Origin of the sequence: Burkholderia sp. MS389 (assembly GCF_016899425.1) — a bacterium.
In the GTDB taxonomy this organism is placed as follows: domain Bacteria; phylum Pseudomonadota; class Gammaproteobacteria; order Burkholderiales; family Burkholderiaceae; genus Burkholderia; species Burkholderia sola.
This window is the reverse complement of sequence record NZ_CP045994.1, coordinates 3,406,177-3,429,349: the sequence shown is the minus strand read 5'-3', so window position 1 is coordinate 3,429,349 and position 23,173 is coordinate 3,406,177. Positions and strand designations below refer to the sequence as shown.

Below are 23,173 nucleotides of genomic sequence, written 5' to 3'. Positions count from 1 at the left end.
ACACTTCTTCCCGTGTGTCGTCGCGGGGCTTTGTGGTATACGTCTGAGCTTATCGCGGCATGGGCGCGATGCTCTCATCATCCGTCCCCCTTTGCCGGAGTATTCCGGGGCATACGAGCAGCCCACCGGCACGTCGCGCGCAGACCGAGGGACGAGAACAATGCAGAACACGGCACAGGCCCTGAGAGACCTTGCGCTGGGCCCGCAATACAACCGGCAAGTGCAAATCAGCTTTCCGGACGATAACGCGCCTTACGGAATCCTGCTGCCGAACGCATTCGAGGCGGTTGAAGCGTTATCGAAGGATTTCGCGTACAAGATCGAAATCCTGTCGGATAACGATCATCTTGCACCGAAAGATTTCATCGGCAAGCGCATTACGATCAGTCTGGCGCGCGGCGACGGAAGCCTGCGATATTTCAACGGCCATATTTTCGCGTTCCGGCACGTTCGCACGGATGGCGGCTGGGTATTCTATGAGGCGCACGCAGGCCCGTGGCTGCGCTACCTGAAGTACAGCCAGCACAATCGTTTGTTTCTCGACCAGAACCTGCACGACCAGACAGCGACGGTTTTTCAGGACTACGGCGTGTTGCCGGAATGGGCGTGGCACGTCGGCGAAGACGATCCGCGCATGACGATGGCCTGCCAGTTCGATGAAGACGACCACAATTACGTTCATCGGCGCTGGGAGCATGCGGGCTACCTGTACTGGTACGAGCACACGGCCACGTCGCACAAACTGACCGTTTCCGACCCGACGCGTCCCGCGCCCGCGATCGACGGCAAGATTCACGAAATCCGCTTCCACAATGGCGAGGGGGCGGAAGAGTCGAACAGCATCCGGAGCTGGTCCCCGTTCCAGCAGACGACATCGACGCACGCGGAACTGTCCCGCTTCGACTTCAAGACGCCGACGCCGACCCACGTTCAAACGAGTCTGTTGAGTCCCGATGCCGCGCTGCCGCAGCTCGAATGGAACGAGTACGCAGGCGCGTACGGCTACCGGAACATGGAGCATGGGTATCAGATCGCGAATCGCCGAATGGAGGAAATCGAGGCGACGATCAAGCGCTTCGACGCGAAGGGCAACAATCGCTTCGTGCAGCCGGGGCGCTGGTTCCAGCTGACCGACCGTTACGGTTCGGCGCTGAGCCGCGACCCGAACGACGACGAATACCTGATCGTCTCGGTTCGGCACGTGGTGACCAACAACTATTTGCAGGACACGGGCGTGCTGGCGGAATACCGCAACGAGTTCACGTGTGTCCCCAAGGCGACGCCGTGGCGGCCGGGGCGCGGCTACAACAGCATCGACACGAAGATCCTTGCGCCACAGACGGCAACCGTCGTCGGCCAGTCCGGCACGAGCATCCACACCGACGAACACGGCCGCGTGCTGGTTCAATTCCATTGGGATCGCGACGGCAAGTATTCGACATGGGTGCGGGTCGCGAGCGGCTGGGCCGGCGGCGGCCAAGGGATGGCGGCGCTGCCCCGTATCGGTTCCGAAGTGATCGTGCAATGGCTCGATGGAAATCCGGACCACCCGATCATCACGGGCCGCGTGATGAACGCGCGCAACGTGCCGTCGTGGAAGCTGCCGGACGAGCATCCACTGATGGGGATTCGCAGCCGGGAACTGATCGGCGCGGATGGCAACGCGTCGTCCGGCCGAAGCAATCAACTGATCTTCGATGACACGGCGAACGCCATTCAGGCGCAACTTCGGTCCGACCATGCGGCGAGCCAACTTTCGCTCGGCAAGATCACCCGGATCGAGGACTGGCAGGGGCGCAAGGATGCTCGGGGCGAGGGCTTCGAGCTGCGTACGGATGAGGTCGGCGCGATTCGCTCCGGCAAGGGCATGGTAATCAGCACCGAGGTGCGTCCTGCTGCGCAGGGGCACCTCTCGGACGTTAGCGAACCCGCATCGCGACTGACCAAAGCACAAACGTTACACGGGCAGCTTGGCAAGCTTGCGCAGCACTATCAGGCGCAGGACAACGGAGCGGACCAGACACCGATCGCCGATGCGCTGAAATCGCAGGTGGAGGGTATCCAGGGCGCGGGGGCGACGGGCAACAGCGACAAGGGCGACTTCCCGGAACTCAACGAAGCGCACTTGCTGCTGGCCGGCGCGGCTGGCATCGCCGTGACGACGCCCGCGACCGCGCACGTCACGGGCGGCCAGCACGTAGCCGTGACGGCCGGTGAAAGCATGTCGGTCGCGACGGGCAAATCGTTCTTCGCCAGCGTATCGGACAAGTTCTCGCTGTTCGTGCACAAGATGGGGATGAAGCTGATCGCCGCGAGCGGCAAGGTGCAGGTGCATGCGGAAAACGACGAGTTGGAGCTGCTGGCAAAGAAGGTCTTGTCGATCATCAGCACGACGGACTGGATCAACATTACCGCCAAGCAGGGCATTCGCTTGACGGCCGGCAACAGCCAGCTCGAAGTCAGCGCGAAAGGCATCGTGGGCTATACGCCCGGTGAAAACAAGATCCATGCGGGCAGTCACGATACGGTGGGGCCGCAGAGCGTGCCGGCCAACTTCCCTGGCAATGATCTGTGTGAACAGGTTGCCAGTGGCGCAGCCCAGGCTGGCCAGGCATCGGTCGCACTGACATGAGCGAAGGCATATGACTATTGCTCCCCTGCAAGCAGCCCCTAACTTCTCGGGGCCGCTCACACACGGTTTCCTGTTGGTGGAACCGACGACACTAGTTCATGCACCTGAGCTGCTGGCACTGGATATGCAGCCGTGTACTCCGCGCGCGCTGGCACACCGTGAGGAATTGATGCCCCAACTCGTCGATATCTCCGCGCTGGACGACGAAGCGCGTGCGCTGGCAACCGCGTGCTGGGTAGCAGAAACACATATTGAACGCCCGCCTGTGGTGTGCGCATGGCTCAGCAGCGATGCGCCCGCCGACGCGATATGCGAACACGTTGCACGCTATCTGGTCGGTCCGGGCGCAGACGGTAACCCCACGTTCTGGCGTTACTACGATCCACGTGTGCTGAGCCTGACACACGCGGTGCTCGATTCGTCTCAGCAACGGGCATTGTTTGGCCCGATTCAGGCGTGGCAGTTCGCGTGGGCCGGACATTGCTGGTGCGTTACGCGTTCCGGCGCCGACACAGCGGACACCGATCAACCGTCCGGCTGGCCGCGTCGCGAGCAATGGCCGCGCATCAATTGCAGTGAAGCCGCAGATCGGGTGCTACGCCGGCTACCCACCATGTCTGTCGAGCACGCCGCGCAATTCCCCATCGCACTGGACAGGGTGTTCAGTGAGGCGATTCTGAGCGGCCACGCTATGGATGTCGATGCGCTTGTCGAGTATGCATTGCAACACTTGCGACTCGATATTGCACTTGACTCTGAAACTCGAGGATCAAAACCATGACGACCAAAGGTTGCCCGCTGTGCGATCGCCAATCGCTGCTGATCTATCCCGTACGGTACGCAATCGCTTGTCCGCGTGGCGCAGCGAAAGCCCCAGCGCTGTCCGGTAATTTCAAAATTGACGGTCGGGCACCTCAAGCAGTTGCCTCCGCCAAATTCACGTTACGCGCGCTGCGTCAAGGCTATCTATACACCTACGACGAGAAGCGCAAACGGCTCAGCGCTTACATGGTTCTGGATGATGGCAGTCTTTGGTATTTCCCACCCGACACGACGCCACCTCCGGGCGACTCCAAAAGCGCACTCACTCAAAGTTGTATCGCACGTGCCGAAACGGACTTCGAGTCGCTGGGGCGATGTGTCAGTGTTCAGCATACGCCTGGAAGTGACGAGGCGAGCAATCTCTGGATTGGCTGGTCGAACGTGCGGTGGACCAAGGACCTCGTACACAACAAAATCAATGAAGACGCTTGGCGCAAGCAGCATATGCAGTGCATCAACGTTCCCGCGATGCTGGCCGGGGGCGCCACCGATACGGGCGAATTTCAAGCCACGCAGAGCAAGATCGCGCATTTTGCGATGGATGCTCAGGCGATGAAGGCAGCGTTCGGCTTTAGCAACCGCACACCCAAGGACGAGATCCGACTACGTCAGCGCAACGTCGCCAAACGAATCGGTGATGCAATGGCTGAATCTCCGAACAAGAAAGGCTTTGTGGTCGCGGTCAACGACCCTGTCGGCGTCGCTAACGATCTCGCGGAACTGACGGTTCCCAACCTGAACAATGGTTTCGACGAACAGATGTATTGGAAGTGGACATCGGCGCAACTGCTCCAACGTGCTGAAGCGGGAATTCGAGCGAATGCGAAGGCCGTTACTGGACTGACCTATGGAACTTCGAAGACCATCGCCGATGCCAATGCCGTCAATATGAAGGTCGGCGCTCCCGTCGCGCCGGATGCGGTCGGTTTTTTTCACGTCATGCGCTCGTGGATTAGGACGGGAAGTCTTGAGCAGGCGATGAAGGAGGAAGACCGAAAGACGGGGGACGTTCCCGCGACGCAGGAAGAGGCGGCGAACGAGGCGTGGGAGGACGCAGCGTTCAAGGTCGGTCCCGATGGGAAGCGAACCAGCGTGCTCGATGAAGAGGCGTTGAAACGCTTCCCACAGGAGTATCAGCAAGCGCTCGAAGCGTTCAAGCCGAAGTGGCAGCCGCTTGTGCAAGCGCATGCGGAATGGCTCAAGTCGCAATTGCTCGCCGAATGGATGGCTGGCGTTCACGATTCGCAGGACCTTCGGAGCGGCTACGCATACAGTGAGTCCTGCGCACAGGCCATTGGTGCCGCTGTCGGCACCGAAGCCTGCAAGAAAGTGCTCGATGACTGGCTGAACGGTCAGGCTTCGAACATCCGCAATCTGTACGTGCGCGCCCTGATGTTCAATCAGGACACGCTGATAAAAGCGGCGGACGCACAGGTGCACGGTTCTGATATCCAATACGAGAACTTCCTGAATCTCTACAAGGAAGCGTTCAAGAAGATCGAAAATCTGGGCAACGCGGCCAGTCTGCGCGATCGACTCATCGTGACGACCGCCAATCAGATCGTCGGCGTACTCACGAAGACCACGCGCGGTGCCGCGCTCGGCTTCGTGACCATTCGTTTGGCGATACAGTCCGGAGTTCGACTCAAACCGTCACAAGTCAGCAAACTTGCCATTCGCGACTGGGCGTTGCAGCAAGCCCGGGAGTTGGGCGTCAAATTGGACGGAAACCGGACCGAACAGCGCGCCTCGGCGACCCAGGTCGGGAAACAGGTCCTGAGGACGGCGCCACCGAGTGATCCGAACGTCGTCGCCTACGAGATGGACGTCGACGCGCTGGTTCGGGACGGGAAGCTAGAGGCTGACGCGATCAAGGCCGTCAGGGTTCCGGGCGTGGATACCGCCAAGAAGTGGCTCAACTCGGCCCGGGAGTTCAATCTCGGCGTCGTGACGGTGATATTCCAGATGGCGACGCTTACCTTCGCGGCGAAGGATTGGGCGGGCAGCGATCAGTTCAACCAAGGCGAAACCGGTTTGAAGGCAGTCGGCGCTGTCGTTTCGATCGTCGGGACCGTCATCGAAACCGCGTCGGAAACAGTGGCGAAAGCGCCGGCTCATCCGCTATCGGCGTTCATCATGAAGCAGTGGGCCGGTGCCAGTGAATGGGCCGAAGTCGGAGCGAAGGTTGGGCGCGGCCTTGGTGCGCTAGCAGGCATCGTGCTAGCGGGGTATGACATCTTGAAGAACATGCCAGAGGCATATGCCAATAAAGAATATGGTCTGACTACTCTCTACGCTTTCAGCGGGATTCTAGGCGTATACGTTGCGGTTGCTGCATTCTTCAGCCTGCCCCTATTCTGGCCTGCTTTGGTCCTATCCATCTTAGTGGGTATCGCGATCGCGATTTTCAAAGCGTCGGCGCTCAAAGACTGGGTCTCTCGCTGCAAGTTCAGCAAGGGGGAGCACTACGACTCGCTTGAGGCGGAAATCAAGGCATTTAACTCGGCGGCGGGAGGCTAACAGGTGGACGAGCGCGTCATGAAAAAATGTATCGGCAAACCAGTGCCACAGTGGGATCTGGCGCATCGCTTGCTGATCAATCGAGCCGTTGGTCCAGATGTCCAGGATTTCGGTGCAACGTTCAGCGTCAATTCAACTTATATGGATGTAATCGAGCCGTCTTTTCTCGAACGGCAGTGGTTCATTACTGGCGCTGTACTGGCCTTTTTGGGTATGGGAATTGGTCCATACGTCTATCTTCTAACGCACGCCGATCCAGCTCCTGCGTTTTGGATGTTTGTATTTAATTGCCTAGCGATTGTGCCTGTCGTCCTTTTCGGTTCGATAGTCTGGAAACTTGGGCGCGGCCTGTTCTTTGGTCTCCGCTATCGCCCGATCCGTTTCCATCGCGAAGCTCGCAAGCTTTTTGCGATTCGCGCACGACGCTTTTTCGCGAAACCCAGCGAAGGTGACATCGTTTGGGAAGCACCGTGGACGGAAGATTCGATCTTTTGTCTGCACCGCGAAGACACGTCCTTCGGCACGATTTTCCACATTCGGCACTATACGGTCGACGACCACGGCAATGTCACTCGCGTGTTCTCGATAGGTCGGGAATGGACCGGCAAGCAGCAGGTTGAAATGGCACTCGCGCAGTGGAACTACTGGTGCGCGTACATGAACGGCGGGCCGAACGGTTTGCCCAAACCGATGCTGTTTCACACGCAGCGCGAGACGCCACGCGAGTCGTTCCTGTTTTCTCTGTATAGCTTCGGGATGCGCGCGCCGGTCTTCATTCGTTTGCTGATGATGCCGCTGATTCTGATCTTTACCGTCATGCGAATCATTGCGAATGCGACCTGTCGCGATCCTGTCTGGCCTGCCGCCATCGAGCAAATCTCCGCGATCGCGCCCGATGATCTTTACGCGGAACCGCGCTCAGGGACGCCTGTCGGATGGGGAGACACCGTGTTGGCCCAGCAGCGCGGCGAGTATCCGAATGGGTCGAAAGCGCGGGTCGAAGACTGGAGGGGTGAACCCGACGGCGGAATGTACGCGGCAGCTTGGCTCGAGAATCCTGCTGCCAACATGGCAAACTCGGCAGTGCGAAGCTAACGGTGCTTGACGAAGAGGATTTCCGGCATGATTGAAAGGCACATCGTAGCGGCGCTAACCACGGCACTTGTGTTGTTCGCTGGATGCTCGTCAAGTGCATCTGCGAAATACGATGCTGCGGAAAAAGCGGTCAAATCAGCATTGGTCGATGCCCAAGACATCGATTTTTTTGATTTATACGAAAACACGCTTGATTTGCACGGGATAAGTTCGACGCCGAACTACACGCGCACGTTCATTTGCGGATACGTCACCTACAAAAATCGGGCCGGCCAGCTGGTTCGTGCGCGTTTTATCTATGTGACCCGTTCGGATGATCCGTCACTTGCCGACTATGGCCCGCTCAGCCTGGAGAAGCCTGAGCTGAATTACGGAATTCGTGATGAGGACAATGGAGGCAGGTACGCGACCGCGTTCGAATTCTCCGGATGGAATCGAATTTGCGCCAATGCTCGGCATCCGAAAACTTTTAGCGGAGTCGCTCCGAAGAGCGACGGTTGACCTGGATGCGGGACCGATCAGGTCTTGCTTGTTCAACGGCATGACAATGCAAACGATGCGGAAAGGATGATGAAGGATGAAAACGGACGTGGCGTGATCCGCCTGAATGACAAGACGACGCACGGAGGCCACGTGATCACCGCGAGTGACGATCTGAAAGCGCAGGGCATTCCCGTCGCGCTCGAAGGGCACCTGACCGAATGTCCGAAGTGCGGCGGGCAGTTCAGGATCATTCCCCAAAACAGTACGCGCAACCATCACGGTACGCCGGTAGCCTTTCACGATGATCCGACGGAGTGCGGAGCGCGACTGATTTCGTCGCTTGAATAGAGGTCATCGCGTATGGGCGGTTCGGTAGATCCGATGAAGGAAACGGCATTGATCGGCGAATCGTCGCCCGACGCGCAGGTTGTGCATCATTGGCTTTATTTGAACCGGCCACGCCACTTCCCGGAGCCTGGCAAGCGCACGCGGGCGGAACGGCTAGCGGAAATCGAACATCTCTATGACCGACACGTCGTCGGCCCGGCGATTCTCGACGCCGAGGCGGCCGAATCTCTCCCGTCGTACGGACCGCAGCATGAAATGATCCGGATGCAGCCATACGGCCCACAAGGAGGATTGCGCAAACTTATCTTCGTCGGCCCGACACTCGTGCGTTCCGACCGACTAGGGCTGTAGCTGAATGGATCACCTGCTGTCGCATTACGAATATGAACTCGGGTTGTTCGCGCGGGCACTCGGCGATTTCGCGATCCGCTATCCAAAGATCGCGGCTCGGCTCGGCATCCAGAGCGGCCGAAGCGACGATCCGCATGTGGCGCGTCTGATTCAAACCTTTTCGTTTCTGGCCGCACACCTCGATTCGAAGCTGGCCGACGACTATCCCGAGTTCACCGAGGCGCTGCTCGAGGTCGTCCACCCCCACTATCTGCGCACCATACCGTCGTGCGCGATTGCCTCGGTCGAACCACGGACGATCGTCGGTCAACTGACGGAGCCGATCATCGTGCCGCGAGGCATGGCGTTGAATGCGCGCACCGCCCCGATACGGTTCCGGTCGGCCTACGACGTGACCCTCTCGCCATTGCAAATCCGGTCCGCGCGGTATGCCCCGGCGCTGCTGGCGCCGTCGACCGTGAGATTGCCGACAGACGCAACCGGCGTGCTGTCGATCAGCTTCGCGTCGGCTGCCGGTCCATTCACGGCGGCTATTCCGGACGGGCCTGTCCGGATCTATCTTTCCGGCGAACGGCCGTTCGTCTCGTCGCTGCTGGACGCTTTGCTGCTGCGCGCGGCGGCCGCGTATGTCGAGGTCGATCAATGTGGGCGCTGGCGGGCCATATCGAAGGTGCCGTTCGAACCGGTCGGTTTCGCCGATGACGACCGCTTGCTGCCGGACAACCGAACCACCAGCCACACCGCGACCACCTACCGCTACTTGCTGGAATACTTCGCGTTTCCCGAACTGTTCGATTTCGTCGATCTCGACATCGGCCGCGTGCGGCGGGCAGCAAGCGCTCCCGACGCTCGGGAACTAACGTTGCACGTCGTATTGCGCGATACGCCTGCCGACTCGGTCGCCGCGCTGGCGCTTGCATCGCTGGACGCGGCGGCGTTCAAGCTGTTTTGTACGCCCGTCGTGAATCTCTTTTCTCAACCGGCCCTGCCCATTGTGTTGAAGGGGCAGGACGCCTATCCGGTCCAACCCATGCGACTGGCGAAACATTCGCCGCTGGGCGTGTATTCGGTCGACGCGGTCTATCTCGGCGAGTTATCAAGGAAGAAGGACAAAGACGAGGACGTATCGCTCGACAGTGATCGGCCTAGAACCCTGGTGCGGCCCTATCAGGCGCTGAGTCACGATCCGCGCCCGGATTCGGCGGCGGTCTATTGGGTTGCGTTTCGTGACCGCGATGCGGGATCGCCCGGTCGTCAATCCATGATGCTGTCGCTGGTCGGACTGGACGGACAGTCGGTCCGGCCAAAGCTGCCCCAAATCGATGTGGTGACGACGGTGACAAACGGCGACTTGCCGGCGCGCTTGTCGATCGGCAATCCGGTGGGCGATTTGCTGCTCGAAAGCAAGGCGCTGGATTGTCCGATCCAGTTGATTACCCGACCGACGTTGACGGCTGATCTGCCGCGTGGCCACGGTGCGTTGTGGCGCGTGTTGTCGACGCTTGCGCCGCATCCGCTGGATCTGACGCGGGACGGGTTATCGGGGCTGAAAGCATTCCTGCGGCTCCACGCGGTGCGCACGACGCCGTTCGCGCTGCGCTGCATCGACGCGATTACCGAACTGGACTACAAGCCGGCAATGAAATGGATGTCGCTGGATAATCAGTTCCCGTCGTTCGTGCGCGGCATCGAAATCATGTTGTCGCTTGACGAGACCGCGCTGCGCGAAGTCAGCCTGGTCGTGTTCACGAAGCTGCTCGAACGGTTCTTCGCGCCGTACGGGCCGACGAACAGTTATGTCCAACTGGTGGTCCGTTCGGCGCAGACCGGCCAGGAATTGACGCGAGGCGCGGCCATGCCCGGTACGCAGCCGCTGATCTGAACGCATCGGCCAGGATTCTCGTCATGAGGCGGCGGGGTGATCCGGATCAGCCCGGACCAAGCGCTCGACCGTATGTTGTCTGACCCGGGTGGGCGGCGCAACGCTGCCGATCGCTTGCATTACGCGCCAGTATTCGACTGCCCCTGCAACCACGCACAGAACTGCGCGACGAGCGGATCGTCGGCCGGCGCGCCCGGCGCGATCCACCAGTAGCTGCGCGTCGCGAAACGCGGCCCGTCGAGCGGCATCACCAGCCGCCCGCTCGCGAGCTCGTCGTCGATCAGCGGCAGCGGGCCGAGCGCGACGCCCAGCCCGTCGACGGCCGCCTGCAGCGCCAGGTAGAAGTGGTCGAACGACTGCCGCTTGCGCCCCTTCATCGCGACGCCGGCCGCCGCGAACCAGTCGCGCCAGCCTTCCGGCCGCGTATCCGAATGCAGCAGCACGTGCCGCGCGAGATCGTCGGCGCGCGTGATCGGCGCGCGCTTGAGCAGTGCCGGGCTGCACACCGGAATCACGCTTTCGTCGAGGAAGTGGCCGCTCGTGCAATTCGGCCAGTGGCCGGGGCCGCGGCGGATCGCGACGTCGAAGCCGTTCAGCGTGTCGAGCGGCGCGTTCGACGTCGACAGCTTCAGCTCGACGTTCGGCACGTCGCGCTGAAACCGCGACAGGCGCGGCAGCAACCATTTCATCGCGAAGGTCGGCAGCGCGTTGATGCGCAGCACGCGCGCCGCGCCCGTGTTGCGCAACTGCTCGGTCGCGTGCGCGATGCTGTCGAACGCCGCGCGTACGGTGTCCAGGTAGCGGCGGCCTTCGTCGGTGAGCTTCACGCGCTTGCCGTAGCGGTGGAACACCGGCTTGCCGAGCCACGCCTCGAACCCGGCGATCTGCCGGCTGATGGCACCGTGAGTCACATGCAGCTCGTCGCCGGCGGCGCTGAAGCTTTCATGTCGTGCCGCGGCTTCAAAGGCCCGAAGCGCGGAAAAGGGCGGGAGATCGCGTGCCATGCTTGTGATTCTAGATCACAAGGGCGCGTCGATAAAATCGTTTTGCCGGCATCCCGAACGGCGGTAACCTCGATTCACCGTTTGATGAGGAGCCCCATGCAATCCGCTTTGCCGCCCGCCTTCCCGCCGCCTGCCGAGTCCCCCCGCAGCGTCGGCCTCGCCGAGCTGTTCACCGGTTTCCTGTCGCTCGGCCTGATGTCGTTCGGCGGCGCGTTGCCGTTCGCGCGGCGCACGATCGTCGACGAGCGCAAGTGGCTCTCCGCCGACGAATTCACCGATCTGCTCGGCCTGTGCCAGTTCCTGCCGGGCGGCAACGTGATCAACCTGTCGGTCGCCGTCGGCATGCGCTTTCGCGGCGTCGCCGGCGCGTTCGCCGGGATTCTCGGGCTGATCGCCGGCCCGACGCTCGTCGTCGTCGCGCTCGGCGTGCTGTACGCGAAGACGCAGAACGATCCGCGCGTGCAGCACCTGTTCGCGGGGCTCGCGGCGGCGGCGGCCGGGTTGCTCGTCGCGATGGCCGTGAAGGTCGCGAAGCCGCTGCTTCGGGCGCCGCGCACCGCGGCGGCGATTGCGGCGCTCGCATTCGTCGCGATCGCGGTGCTGCGACTTCCGCTGCTGACCACGATGCTGGTGCTGACGCCCGTCAGCATCTGGCTCGCGTCGCGCCGCCGCGAGGCCGGCGCGCCGCGGCCGGTGCCGGATGCCGCGCGAGACACGCACGATGCGCACGACTCGCCCCACACGCAACAGGAGCGCCGGCCATGAGCGACACGCTGATCGCCATCGCGACGATCTTCAGCCAGTTGTCGCTGCTCGCGTTCGGCGGCGGCAACACGATCCTGCCGGAGATGCAGCGGCAGGTCGTCGACGTGCACCACTGGATGAGCGCGCACGAGTTCACCGCGCTGTTCGCGCTGGCCCAGGCGGCGCCCGGGCCGAACATGATGATCGTGTCGCTGGTCGGCTGGCACGTGGCCGGCTGGGCCGGGCTGCTCGTCGCGTCGGTCGCGAAGTTCGGGCCGTCGTCGATCGTGACGGTGCTCGCGCTGCATGCGTGGGAGCGCTTTCGCGACCGGCCGTGGCGCCGCTACGTGCAGCAGGGGATGATGCCGGTGACGGCCGGGCTCGTCGCGGCCAGCGCGGTGCTGATTTCCGAGGCGTCGAACCGCACCGCGATCCAGTGGGGCATCACGGCCGCATGCGCGGTGCTCGCGTGGCGCACGCGCATCCATCCGCTGTGGCTGCTCGCGGGCGGCGCGCTGATCGGGCTCACGGGCATCGGGCAGTGAACGGCGCACAACCGCCCTCCCGTGCGCGATACTGGCGCGACTTTTCACGGGAGGATCGATGGATCTCGACGGCGCCAGCCGCAATCTCACTGTCGCCGCATTGCTGACGCTGTCCGGCGGCTACCTCGACGCGTACACGTACGTTGGCCACGGCCACGTGTTCGCGAACACGATGACCGGCAACGTCGCGCTGCTCGGCATCAACCTGTCGGCCGGCGAATGGGCCGCCGCGCTGCATCACGTGCCGCCGCTCGGCGGCTTCGTGCTCGCGGTGTTCGTCGCGCATCTGCTCGCCCTGGCCGCGCAGCGCGGCTGGATGCGGCATACGGCGTTCGTGAGCCTGATCGTCGAAATCGCGTTTCTCGGCGTCGCCGCGAGCGGCGTCGTCGGCGCGTCGAGCGCATGGCTGATCCCGGGCATCTCGTTCGTCGCGACGCTGCAGACGCTGTCGTTCACCCATCTCGAGGCACTGTCGTACACGTCGGTGATGACGACCGGCAACCTGCGGCGCGCCGCGCAGAAGCTGTTCGTCGGGCTGATTCCGCGCTACGACGCGGGCGCGCTGCACGACTCGGCGCTGCTCGCGACGATCAGTTTCTGTTTCCTGGGCGGCGCGGTGGTCGGCGGCCTCGTGACGCGGCTCGTGCCGGACATCGCGCTGTGGGGCGCCGTGCTGCTGCTCGTCGGCGCGTTCGCGGAAATCGTGCGGCGTGCGTGGCGTCGCGCGGGGAACGGCGGTGCGGGTGGCGCGGGCGGTCAGGGTGGTCAGGGCGACAGCAGCGACGGGGCGACGCAAACGGCCTGACGGCAGGCTGCAACCCGCAACCCGCCGCAACGATCGCACCGGCGATTTCTCCGCGATCCGCGTGACCACGCCGCACCATCGCCGAACCTTGCAGCGCCGCGCGTGCCCCCCGGCGCCGCCGCCCACCGTGCCGCCGCCGCACGAAAACACGCCCCGCGCGGGAAACGTTGTTCCCGGACGACAATCGCGCGATTGCCGCGCATTTCAATTTCTTTCAGCCTCCGTACTCATCCTATGATTCACCCCACGTCGCGCGCGCCATGAGCGCGCCGCGATCGCCACCCGGCTGCGCACGCGGCCGGTCATGAATGGAGACACCTAAAAAAGGAACGCTCATGAAGCAGACCACCCGACTCGCAGTCATCGCAGGGGGCGCGGCGCTGGCCTTCGCCAGCCAGTACGCAGCAGCACAAAGCTCGGTCACGCTGTGGGGCGTGGCCGACGCCAGCATCCGTTACCTGACCAACGCCAACGCGAAGAACGACGGCCTGCTGTCGATGACCAACGGCGCGATCACGAACAGCCGCTTCGGCATCTACGGCACGGAAGACCTCGGTGGCGGCCTGAAGGCCGTGTTCAACCTCGAGAGCGGCGTGAACCTGCAGAACGGCGCATTCGCCGACAGCGGCCGCCTGTTCAACCGCGCGGCGTACGTCGGCCTGCAGAGCCCGTACGGCACCGTGACGCTCGGCCGCCAGAAGACGCCGCTGTTCGACCTGCTGGCGGATACCTACGATCCTCTGACCGTCGGCAACTACCTCGAAAACGCATGGTTGCCGGTCGCGCTCGGCGGCGGCCTGTATGCGGACAACCAGATCAAGTACACGGGCAAGTTCGAGGGCCTGACGGCGAAGGCGATGTACTCGACCGGCACCAACTACGAATCGACCGGCGCCGGCGGCTTCTCGGGCCAGATTCCGGGCTCGCTCGGCAAGGGCAATGCATGGGGCGTATCGCTGTCGTACGTGATGGGCCCGCTCAGCATCGCGGCCGGCGCGCAGCAGAACAGCGACAACTCGGCGCGCAAGCAGACGATCTACCACGCGAACGTCGTGTACGCGTTCAGCAAGGCGAAGATCTACGCGGGCTACCTGCGCTCGAAGGACGACACGGGCTTCGTCGACAGCCTGCTCGCGCAGCAGTCGATTCCGGTCGCGAAGGGCACCGGCCGCATCGACGACGGTCCGTTCGCGGGCGTGAGCTGGCAGGTCAGCGCGCCGCTGACGCTGACGGGCGCGTTCTACTACGACCACATGCGCAATGCGATGACCACGAACGGCACGCTCGCGAGCGGCAACCGCTACGCGATCGTCGGCATCGCCGAGTACGCGCTGAGCAAGCGCACCGAAATCTACGGCACCGTCGACTTCAACAAGACGAACGGCGCGGCGAACGTCGAGCTGCCTGGCCGCAGCAACCAGACGGGCATCGCGATCGGCCTGCGCAATATCTTCTGACGAACGTCGGAACGCGTGCGCCGGCTTCGTCCGGCGCGCATCGAAGAGGCTCCGCGCGGAGCCTCTTTTTTTCGTCACGCGACCTTCATACGCGCAACCGATTATTCGGCAAACGCTCCATTGCGCCAGGCCCGCGCCGTAAGCGATCCGTCGGCGATCCAGAACACACTTTTACAGTCCGCGCGCGGGCTTTCCGCTACGCTGCGTGCATCGCGCGTGGCATGCCGTCAGGCGTGCGCGTGCGTCGTTCCGGTCGCGCGCCGCGAGCGCGGGCGGCCTGTGCGTAACTTGTGTATCCGGCGATGACAAACGCGGTCCGCCGGTTTCTTTCGTGGGACGATGCGCTCACGATTTTCTTGAAAGGGGATGACGATGGGTATCCTGAACGTTGTGGGCGAAATCGCCGGCGCAGTGGCTGCCGTCGAAGGCGTGGAAAAGGTGGATCCGGATGCGGGCCTGCTGACCAAGGCGGCCGCGGCCGTCGCCGGTTTCAAGGGCGCGGAGGCGATCGAAGGCCTGCTCGAGAAGAAGGACGAGCAGCCGCAGCAGGCGGACGATACGCAGGCGACGGACGGCAGCGACACGTCGCAGGCATGAGCATGGCGGCCGGTCCGGCCGCGGGCGCGCCCTTCGCGCGCCTGGGCCGACCGGTGCCGCGCAATCGGCAGGTCGGGCATGCGGTCGATCGGTGACGCATGGCACAACCGCCAGCCGGTTTGACCGGCGAGAGGCCACGTCTCTCGCCGTTTTTTATTGGACGCGCGGCACGCACCGCGCGCCGCACGAATCCCCGAATCTTGCTATCGTCACCCCATCCGAACTGCGATGAGGGAATGCGATGGATTTCGACTACGACCTGTTCGTCATCGGCGCCGGCTCGGGCGGCGTGAGGCTCGCGCGCATGTCCGCGTCATACGGCGCACGCGTCGGCATAGCGGAAGAAGAGCAGATCGGCGGCACCTGCGTGCTGCGCGGCTGCATCCCGAAGAAACTGCTGGTCTACGCATCGCATTACCCGCATGAACTCGACGACGCGAAGGGCTTCGGCTGGACCTTCGGCGCCGGCACGCTCGACTGGCCCGCGCTGATCGCCGCGAAGGATCGCGAGATCAACCGGCTGAGCGACATCTACATCAGCCTGCTGCGGCAATCGGGCGTCGACATGCACGCCGGCCGCGCGACGCTCGTCGATGCGCATACGGTCGCGATCGGCGATCGCTCGATCCGCGCGCGCCACATCGCGATCGCGACCGGCTCGCGGCCGTCGTTGCCGCCGCGGCCCGGCATCGAACATGCGATCACGTCGCGCGAGGCGCTGTCGCTCGCGACGTGCCCCAAGCGCATCGCGGTGGTCGGCGGCGGCTATATCGCGGTCGAGTTCGCGGGCATCTTCAACGGCTTTGGCAGCCACGTCGACCTGTTTTATCGCGGTGAAAAAATCCTGCGCGGCTTCGACGACGACGTGCGCCAGTTCCTGACCGACGAGATGACGAAGCAGGGCGTCACGATTCACCCGCGCGCGGTGATCGAATCGATCGAGCGCGCGGACGACGGCGCGCTGTTCGTGCGTGTCGGCGACGCGCGGCACGGGCCGTACGATCAGGTGCTCTATGCGACCGGCCGCGTGCCGAACGTCGACGGGATCGGGCTCGAGCAGGCAGGCATCCTGCTCGATGCACGCGGCGCGATTGCCGTCGATGCGTATTCGGCGACGTCGGTGCCGTCGATCCACGCGATCGGCGACGTCACGTCGCGGCCGCAGCTCACGCCGGTCGCGACGCGCGATGCCGGCTTGCTCGCGCGCACGCTGTTCGGCGGCTCGCGCGTGGCGGTCGATCACGCGTACGTGCCGTCGGCCGTGTTCAGCCAGCCGGAGGTCGCGACGGTCGGCCTGACCGAGGCCGATGCGCGCCGCACGCTGGGCGACGTCGACATCTACCGCACGTCGTTCAAGGCGCTGCGCCACACGCTGTCGGGCCGCGACGAGCGCACGCTGATGAAGCTCGTCGTCGCGCGCGACAGCCAGCGCGTGATCGGCGCGCACATGGTCGGCCGCGACGCGGGCGAGATCATTCAGGGCATCGCGATCGCGATTCGCGCGGGCGCGACGAAGACGCAGTTCGACGACACGATCGGCATTCATCCGACCGCGGCCGAGGAGTTCGTGACGATGCGGCAGAAGGTGGGCGACTAGCGGGAAGCGGGCGGCCGCGTTTTCAACGCGGCCGTGTTTCGCGGGCGTACGCCGCTCAATGCACGCCGAACGCGTCCAGCAGCCGATACCAGCTCATCGCGAGCACCAGCGCCGGCGTGCGCAGCGCCGCGCCGCCCGGGAAGTCGCGATGCCGGATCTTGTCGAACAGGTCGAAGCGGCTCGCCTGTCCGTCGATCGCCTCGGCGATCAGCTTGCCCGCGAGCGCGGTCGTGTTCACGCCGTGCCCCGAGAACCCCTGCGCGAAGTAGGTCGTCGGCGTGATGCGGCCGAAATGCGGCGCGCGGTTCATCGTGATGTCGACGAAGCCGCCCCACGCATAGTCGACCTTCACGTCCGCGAGCTGCGGGAACGTCTTCAGCATGTCCGCGCGCATCGCCGCGGCGAGATCGCGCGGCTCGCGCGTCGAATAGCTGACCTTGCCGCCCCACACGAGCCGCGTGTCGGGCGCCGGCCGGAAATAGTCGAGCACGAAGCGGCTGTCGCAGATCGCCGCGCGCGCGGGCATCAGCGCGGCGGCGCGCGCTTCGCCGAGCGGTTCGGTCGCGATCACGTAGGTGCCGACCGGCATGATCTTCTTCGACAATGCGGGCGCGAGCGTGCCGACGTAGGTGTTGCACGCGAGCACGACGAAGCGCGCGCGCACGTTGCCGCTGCTCGTCTCGACGACGTGGCCGCCGGACACGTCGCGCACGTGCGTCACGCAGCTGTTCTCGTGGATGCGCACGCCCGCGTCGGTGGCCGCCCGCGCGAGACCGAGCGTGTAGTTGAGCGGATGGAGGTGGCCACTGTCGGGGTCGTACAGGCCGCCGCAATAGCGGGCCGACTGCACGTAGTCGCGGAGTTCGTCCGCTTCGACGAAGTGGAAGCGGTCGTAGCCGAAGCGCTTCGCGGCTTCGTCGCGCCAGCGTTTCAGCGCATCGGCGTCGCGCGCGGTGTTCGCCGCGGTCAGGTAGCCGGGCACCAGCGCGCAGTCGATGTCGTGCCGCGCGATGCGCGACTTCACGAGCGACAGCGTTTCGAGCCCCATGTCCCAGATCCGCTTCACGTCGCCTTCCGGCATGAATTGCGCGAACGTGTCGATGTCGCACGCGAAGCCGCCGATCAACTGGCCGCCGTTGCGGCCGCTCGCCGCCCATCCGACCCGCGACGCTTCGAGCACGGTCACCGAATGGCCGCGCTCGGCGAGGTTGAGCGCGGCGGACAGGCCCGTGAGGCCCGCGCCGATCACGCACACGTCGGCGTCGATCGTGCCGGCAAGCGGCGCGTGGCGGGTCGTGTCGTTGGCGGTCGCCGCGTAGTACGACGCGACGTGCGGCTGGTTGGCGAATGTCTGCATGATGAGGAGGGCGGAGTGAAAGGGCTCAGAACAGCTCGCGGACGCGGTGATACAGCATCCCGAGCTCGAGTGCCGGTTGCCGCCATGCGTCGCCGCCGGGAAAGCGCCGGTGACGCACGCGTGCGAACAGATCGAACGCGCGCGTGTCGCCCGCGATTGCGCCGGCGACCGCGCGTCCGGCGATCCCGGTGAGCGCGACGCCGTGCCCGCTGAAGCCCTGGACGTAGAAGAAGTTCGGATCGATCGCGCCGAAGTCAGGCGCGCGGTTGCGCGTGACGTCGACGAAGCCGCCCCACGCGTGCTCGACGCGCACGTCGCCGAGCTGCGGGAACACGCCGACCATGCGCTGCCGGATCGCTTCGGCGAGCGCGGCGGGCGACGCGCCGGCCGAATTCGCACGGCCGCCGAACAGCATCCGGTCGTCGGCCGACAGCCGGAAGTAGTCGAGGAAGAAGTTGTTGTCGCACACGGCTTCGCGTCGGGCGATCAGCGCGTCGGCATGCGCGCGGCCGAGCGGCTCGGTCGCGATGATGTACGACGCGATCGGCGCGATGCGCGCGGCGGTCGCGGCCGGCAGCACGCCGCCGGGGCCCGCATTGCAGCACGACACGACGAAGCGGCAGCGCACTTCGCCGGATGGCGTGCGCACGACCGGCCGCGCGCCGCGCACGACGTCGAGCGCGGGCGTGTGCGCGTACAGCGCGACGCCTTCGCGGCGCGCGGCATCGGCGAGGCCGAGGCAATACTTGAGCGGATGCAGGTGGCCCGACAGCGGGTCGTGCACGCCGGCCAGATAACGCGTCGACGCAATGCGCGCGTGGATCTCGCCGGTATCGAGCCACGCGAGCGACGGGTGGCCCCAGCGCGACGTCGCGGCATTCATCCACGCGCGCAGGTCGTCCACGCGGCGCGGCTTCGTCGCGACGGTCAGGTAGCCGCGCGTGAAGTCGCAGTCGATCCCGTAGCGCGCGATGCGCTCGGCGATCAGCGCGACGCCGTCGAGCGACAGCGACCACGCGGCGCGCGCACCGTCGGCGCCGAGCTGTTTCTCGATCACCTCGTCTTTCGCGAAGCCGGTGATCGCCTGGCCGCCGTTGCGGCCCGACGCGCCCCAGCCGGGCCGGTGCGCATCGATCACCGCGACCGACAGCCCGCGCGTGCGGCAGTCGAGCGCCGTCGACAGGCCCGCGAAACCGGCGCCGATCACGCAGACGTCGACGTCGATCGCATCCTCGAGGATCGGATCGTCGGCCACGGGTCGTGTGGCCGTGGCTTCGTAATACGAGTCGCGCGCGAGCGCATCGGCGCGGCGGGTGAAAGACTGCGTCATGAAACTGACTCCCTCGACAAGGCTGCGAACGGCGCGCAGCCGGAAAACGGCGCGGGACGCCGTGCGTGCGGCACGGCGCCCCGCGCGTGCTGCATCAGAACGAATAGATGAACTGCGTCGCGAGCAGGTCGTTGGACTTGCCGTACGACCCGTCGTTGCGCAGGAACACCTTGTTGTTCGCCCAGTCGTGCCGGTATTCGACCTTCACGGTGATCTGCTGGGTCGGATAGAACAGCAGGTCGAGCGCGACGTCCTGGCGCACCGCGCCCTTGCACTCGAAGCCCAGGCCGCCGCCGGCCTTCGACTGCGCGAGGCAGTCCGCATCGACGCCGAAGCCGTTGCTCGGGTCCATCCCGTTGCCGTTCAGCGCGATGCCGCCGCCGCCGCCGCCGTTCTTCGAGTTCGCGAGCAGGTCGTAGCGCAGCGTCACGCCCATGCGGCCGACCACCGGTGCGTTGAACTTGCGGTGCGCGAGCAGCGACAGCCCGTACCACTGCGCGAGCCCGCCGTTGAACGCGGCATGCTGCTGCCGGCCGTAGTCGACTTCGGCGTTGTACTGAATATCGGCGAGCGTGTAGGTCGCGTCGAGTTCGCCGAAGAAGAACGAACCGTACCCGCTCGGCGCCGCGCCGCCCGGGCCGTAGTGGACGACGCCGTCCGAATCGATCGCACTCGACAGCGTCTGCCGCCCGATGTTGAACGAGCCGCCGAGATCGAGCGCGCTCGACCACGTGTAGTCCGCGCGCGCGGTGAAGGTCGGCACCTTGTTGCTCGTGGTGATCGGGTCGCCGAGCGCATTGGTGCCCGTCTGCGTGACCGAACCGTAGGTGCGGTACTGCTCGTTGCCGAGGAAGAACTTCCACGCCCAGGCGCCCTTCGTGTAGTTCGCGCCGACACCGACGTAGCTGCCCGGATCGGAGAAATCGTACAGCAGGTTGTGCGTGAGCGTGAGCATCTGGTTCGACTGCTGCACTTCGTAGCCGCCGAAGCTCGGGATCAAACCGGCGACGAGCGTCGTTTCCGCGGTGATCGGCACGTTGATGACCGCGGTGTTCAGCAGGTTGTCGGTGATCGAGCCGCGCGAGTTCTGCAGCAGCGTGATGCCGTTGCCGCGGTTCGGCATCAGCGTGATTTCGGCCGACGGCGCCATCGGGCCGACGCCGAACGTCTTCTTGATGTCGAGGTAGAGGTCGCCGAACGTGCTGTTGAAGTAGTTGTACGCGTTCTCGTGGTTCGCGAACAGGAACGACGACGTGCCGGCCGCGCGGTTGTAGATGTAGGTCGGATCGATGTAGCCGGTGACCGACAGGCCGGCGAGCGGGCCCGTGGTGGCCGCGTCGGTCAGCGAGTCGACCTTCAGCTGCTGGTTCGCGATCTGCTGCTTCATTTCGCTGACCTCGTCGTTGGTCAGCGTGGCGCGTGCGCGGCCGTAATCCGGCGAGCCCGGATCGGCGGCGACCGCGACCGCGTTGCCGCCGCCGGCCATGCCGCCGCTCGCGCCGCCCTGCTTCGCGGCGAGTTGCGCCTGCATCGCCTTCATCTGTTTCTGCAGCGCCGCGACCTGCGCCTGCAGCGCCTTGATTTCGGCGGAGGTGGAACCGGCCAGCGCGACGCCCGGCAACGCGCCGGCCACCAGCAGGCAGATCAGTTTCTTCTTCATTGCGGATTCTCCTAGTCGTGCGCCTGTCAAAACGGGATCGAATCGCGCCCCCCCCCCGGGGCGGCGCGTCATGCTTGTCTGCACTGCTTGTTATCGTTGAAGGAGTCGAGCGTTCACGCCATCGCGAACGCGGCCTTCAAGTCGGCCATCCGGCGCCGCTCGCGCGCGATCATCATCCGGTTCACGACGATCACGCCGATCGTCACGGCCGTGATGAACAGCGTCGCCAGCGCATTCATCTCGGGGTTCAAGCCCAGGCGCACGCGCGAGAACACCACCAGCGGCAGCGTCGTCGAGCCCGGCCCGGACAGAAACGCCGACAGCACCAGATCGTCGATCGACAACGTGAACGACAGCAGCCACCCCGACAGCAGCGCCTGCGAGATCAGCGGCAGCGTCACCACGAAGAACACCTTCAGCGGCGTCGCGCCGAGATCGAGCGCGGCCTCCTCGAGCGACTTGTTCATCTCCTTCACGCGCGACTGCACGATGATCGCCACGTACGACACGCACAACATCACGTGGCCGATCCAGATCGTCGCCATCCCGCGCCCCTTCGGCCAGCCGAACATCTGCTCCAGCGCGACGAACAGCAGCAGCAGCGAGATCCCCTGGATCACCTCCGGAATCACCAGCGGCGCGTTGATCATCCCCGTGTACAGCGTGAAGCCCTTGAAGCGGCCGAAGCGCGCGAGCACGAAGCCGGCCCACGTGCCGATCACGACCGACGCGGTGGCCGTCAACAGGCCGATCTTCAGCGACAGCCACGCGGCGGTCAGCAACTCGTCGTCGTCCAGCAGCGCCGCGTACCACTTCAGCGAGAAGCCCGACCACACCGTCACCAGCTTCGATTCGTTGAACGAATACACGACGAGGCTGATGATCGGGATGTACAGGAACAGGAAGCCGAAGGCGAGAACGCCCGTCGACAGCGGTTTGCTCGGCTTGATCATTTCGCGTCCTCCAGTTCCTTGACCTGGTAGTACTGGAACAGCGCCATCGGCACCAGCAACAGCAGCACCATCGCGACCGTCACCGCGGACGCCATCGGCCAGTCCATGTTGTTGAAGAATTCATCCCACATCACGCGGCCGATCATCAGCGTGTCGGCGCCGCCGAGCAGTTCGGGAATCACGTACTCGCCGACCGCCGGGATGAACACCAGCAGGCTGCCGGCGATGATCCCGTTCTTCGACAGCGGCAGCGTGATGCGCGTGAACGCGACCCACGGTTTCGCGCCGAGGTCGTACGCGGCTTCGAGCAGCGTCAGGTCCATCTTCACGAGGTGCGCATAGAGCGGCATCACCATGAACGGCAGGTACGAATAGACCATTCCGATGTAGACGCCCGCATCGCTGTGATAGAGCCGCAGCGGCGTGTGGATGATGCCGAGCGCGATCAGCGTGTGGTTCAGCAGGCCGTCGTCCTTCAGGATTCCGATCCATGCGTACACGCGGATCAGGAACGACGTCCAGAACGGCAGCATCACGGCCATCATCAGCACGTTGCGGCGGTTCGGCTCCGAGCGCGCGATGTAGTACGCCATCGGATAGCCGATCAGCAAACACAGCACCGTCGACACGGCAGCCATCTTCAGCGAGCTGAGGTAGGTCGCGATGTACAGGTCGTCCTGCAGCAGGAACGCGTAGTGCGACAGCTGCAGCGCGAAGTGCACGACGCCGTCCTTGAACTCGACGAGCGACGTGTACGGCGGGATGCCCATCACCTGGTCGGCGAAGCTGATCTTCAGCACCAGCACGAACGGCAGCGCGAAGAACACGGCCAGCCACAGGAACGGCACGCCGATCGCGACGGTGCGGCCCGACGGCAGCAAGCGCGACAGCGCGGCGAAGCGGCGGCGGCGGGCGTGACCCGCGCCGGTGCGTGCGGCGCCGGTCGACACCGGCGCGGAAGGCGTGGAAGCGGAGGTTCTCATCGTCGCGT

20 protein-coding genes are annotated in these 23,173 nt (G+C 64.5%); 14 read left to right on the top strand and 6 right to left on the bottom strand.

Translation table 11 applies throughout. From position 1 onward, the window contains the following. Positions 1-160 precede the first annotated feature (160 nt). The 8 genes from GJG85_RS15935 to tssF all read left to right on the top strand — a co-directional run bounded on the left by GJG85_RS15935 (position 161) and on the right by tssF (position 10,133). Entirely contained in the window at positions 161-2,632 is a 2,472-nt protein-coding gene (locus GJG85_RS15935; RefSeq protein ID WP_089488896.1) for a type VI secretion system Vgr family protein, read from the top strand. A 10-nt stretch (positions 2,633-2,642) separates the two neighbouring features. Beyond that, positions 2,643-3,413 (top strand): DUF4123 domain-containing protein, encoded by a 771-nt coding sequence (locus GJG85_RS15930; protein ID WP_089488895.1) that lies wholly within the window; start codon positions 2,643-2,645, stop codon positions 3,411-3,413. Continuing rightward, the gene (locus tag GJG85_RS15925; RefSeq protein WP_204383462.1) at positions 3,410-5,974 is read left to right on the top strand and encodes a T6SS effector BTH_I2691 family protein; all 2,565 of its coding nucleotides are present in this window, start codon (positions 3,410-3,412) and stop codon (positions 5,972-5,974) included. Before GJG85_RS15930 ends, GJG85_RS15925 begins: the two co-directional genes overlap by 4 nt. Before the next feature lie 3 nt (positions 5,975-5,977). Beyond that, positions 5,978-7,069: a DUF6708 domain-containing protein gene (locus GJG85_RS15920; protein WP_124653038.1), complete on the top strand. Its 1,092-nt coding sequence runs from the start codon at positions 5,978-5,980 to the stop codon at positions 7,067-7,069. Positions 7,070-7,096: 27 nt separating this feature from the next. After that, on the top strand, positions 7,097-7,570 hold the full coding sequence (locus tag GJG85_RS15915) for a hypothetical protein (RefSeq protein WP_124631170.1): 474 nt from the start codon (positions 7,097-7,099) through the stop codon (positions 7,568-7,570). A 69-nt stretch (positions 7,571-7,639) separates the two neighbouring features. Beyond that, positions 7,640-7,900, top strand: a complete 261-nt coding sequence (locus GJG85_RS15910) for a PAAR domain-containing protein (protein ID WP_050014342.1) — start codon at positions 7,640-7,642, stop codon at positions 7,898-7,900. 33 nt (positions 7,901-7,933) lie between these two features. Continuing rightward, positions 7,934-8,251, top strand: a complete 318-nt coding sequence (locus tag GJG85_RS15905) for a hypothetical protein (RefSeq protein ID WP_089488943.1) — start codon at positions 7,934-7,936, stop codon at positions 8,249-8,251. Positions 8,252-8,255: 4 nt separating this feature from the next. After that, positions 8,256-10,133 carry a type VI secretion system baseplate subunit TssF gene (gene tssF / locus GJG85_RS15900; RefSeq protein WP_204383461.1) on the top strand — a complete coding sequence of 626 codons (1,878 nt, stop codon included), beginning with the start codon at positions 8,256-8,258 and terminating at the stop codon, positions 10,131-10,133. Positions 10,134-10,252: 119 nt separating this feature from the next. Here tssF and GJG85_RS15895 read toward each other — a convergent pair whose 3' ends face one another. After that, complete coding sequence (locus GJG85_RS15895; protein WP_204383457.1) at positions 10,253-11,137, bottom strand: transcriptional regulator GcvA; 885 nt, start codon at positions 11,135-11,137, stop codon at positions 10,253-10,255. Positions 11,138-11,233: 96 nt separating this feature from the next. Between GJG85_RS15895 and GJG85_RS15890 the strand changes: the two genes are divergently transcribed. The 6 genes from GJG85_RS15890 (at position 11,234) to gor (ending at position 16,882) form a co-directional block, all read left to right on the top strand. Next, on the top strand, positions 11,234-11,902 hold the full coding sequence (locus tag GJG85_RS15890) for a chromate transporter (RefSeq protein WP_176017039.1): 669 nt from the start codon (positions 11,234-11,236) through the stop codon (positions 11,900-11,902). Then, the gene (locus GJG85_RS15885) at positions 11,899-12,426 is read left to right on the top strand and encodes a chromate transporter (RefSeq protein WP_050014278.1); all 528 of its coding nucleotides are present in this window, start codon (positions 11,899-11,901) and stop codon (positions 12,424-12,426) included. Before GJG85_RS15890 ends, GJG85_RS15885 begins: the two co-directional genes overlap by 4 nt. 58 nt (positions 12,427-12,484) lie before the next feature. Beyond that, positions 12,485-13,231 carry a YoaK family protein gene (locus GJG85_RS15880; protein ID WP_050014279.1) on the top strand — a complete coding sequence of 249 codons (747 nt, stop codon included), beginning with the start codon at positions 12,485-12,487 and terminating at the stop codon, positions 13,229-13,231. A 335-nt stretch (positions 13,232-13,566) separates the two neighbouring features. Then, positions 13,567-14,688: a porin gene (locus GJG85_RS15875; RefSeq protein WP_050014280.1), complete on the top strand. Its 1,122-nt coding sequence runs from the start codon at positions 13,567-13,569 to the stop codon at positions 14,686-14,688. 372 nt (positions 14,689-15,060) lie between these two features. Beyond that, positions 15,061-15,285, top strand: a complete 225-nt coding sequence (locus GJG85_RS15870) for a hypothetical protein (RefSeq protein ID WP_050014343.1) — start codon at positions 15,061-15,063, stop codon at positions 15,283-15,285. Positions 15,286-15,526: 241 nt separating this feature from the next. Further along, positions 15,527-16,882, top strand: coding sequence for a glutathione-disulfide reductase (gene gor, locus GJG85_RS15865; RefSeq protein ID WP_089488890.1), 1,356 nt, complete (start codon positions 15,527-15,529; stop codon positions 16,880-16,882). A 55-nt stretch (positions 16,883-16,937) separates the two neighbouring features. On the opposite strand, the gene GJG85_RS15860 is transcribed toward gor, so the two are convergent. The 5 genes from GJG85_RS15860 to GJG85_RS15840 form a co-directional block, all read right to left on the bottom strand. Then, on the bottom strand, positions 16,938-18,239 hold the full coding sequence (locus GJG85_RS15860; protein ID WP_204383455.1) for an FAD-binding oxidoreductase: 1,302 nt from the start codon (positions 18,237-18,239) through the stop codon (positions 16,938-16,940). 25 nt (positions 18,240-18,264) lie between these two features. Further along, complete coding sequence (locus GJG85_RS15855) at positions 18,265-19,569, bottom strand: FAD-binding oxidoreductase (protein ID WP_089488888.1); 1,305 nt, start codon at positions 19,567-19,569, stop codon at positions 18,265-18,267. A gap of 94 nt (positions 19,570-19,663) precedes the next feature. Continuing rightward, positions 19,664-21,229 carry a DUF3138 family protein gene (locus GJG85_RS15850; protein WP_204383453.1) on the bottom strand — a complete coding sequence of 522 codons (1,566 nt, stop codon included), beginning with the start codon at positions 21,227-21,229 and terminating at the stop codon, positions 19,664-19,666. Between the two features lie 113 nt (positions 21,230-21,342). After that, positions 21,343-22,182, bottom strand: coding sequence for an ABC transporter permease subunit (locus tag GJG85_RS15845; RefSeq protein WP_050014285.1), 840 nt, complete (start codon positions 22,180-22,182; stop codon positions 21,343-21,345). Continuing rightward, the gene (locus tag GJG85_RS15840; RefSeq protein ID WP_050014286.1) at positions 22,179-23,165 is read right to left on the bottom strand and encodes an ABC transporter permease subunit; all 987 of its coding nucleotides are present in this window, start codon (positions 23,163-23,165) and stop codon (positions 22,179-22,181) included. Before GJG85_RS15840 ends, GJG85_RS15845 begins: the two co-directional genes overlap by 4 nt. Between the last annotated feature and the right edge of the window lie 8 nt (positions 23,166-23,173).